At 53.2% G+C, this 376-nt stretch carries 1 protein-coding gene; it reads right to left on the bottom strand.

Annotated features, from left to right (window positions below; all coding sequences use genetic code 11):
• Window positions 1-80 precede the first annotated feature (80 nt).
• Window positions 81-376, bottom strand: a 296-nt coding sequence (locus PA598K_RS32105; protein WP_148092023.1) for a zinc ribbon domain-containing protein, incomplete at its 5' end; no start/stop codon positions are given.

Below are 376 nucleotides of genomic sequence, written 5' to 3'. Positions count from 1 at the left end.
ATTCTTGGGTAATTGCTCCTCTTGGAGCAAAGTGAACCAAGCGATCCCTGTGGTTCCCGCAGTTCATGGAATGTGCCGTATCAGACGGCCATCACCTTTATATTTTTCGCGGCATTGCCATCTCGATCATGCCGGGTCTGGCATGCAGGACATACCCAGACTCGTACATCTAGGCTCCTTACCTCGGGATGGATGGCTCCACACACATGACAGGTTTGGCTTGTCGGTACGAAGGCCAGAACTTCCTTGATCTGCCGTTCATACCATTCCGCCTTGTACTGCAATTGGCGGCGAATCTCGCCCCAGGCCGCATCGGCGATATGTTTTGCCAGCTTGCCCTTGGTCATCATCTCCATGATGTGCAAGTCTTCGAGGC

The sequence above is a fragment of the Paenibacillus sp. 598K genome (assembly GCF_003851045.1).
Lineage (GTDB): Bacteria > Bacillota > Bacilli > Paenibacillales > Paenibacillaceae > Paenibacillus_D.
This window is presented reverse-complemented; position numbering and strand designations above follow the sequence as displayed.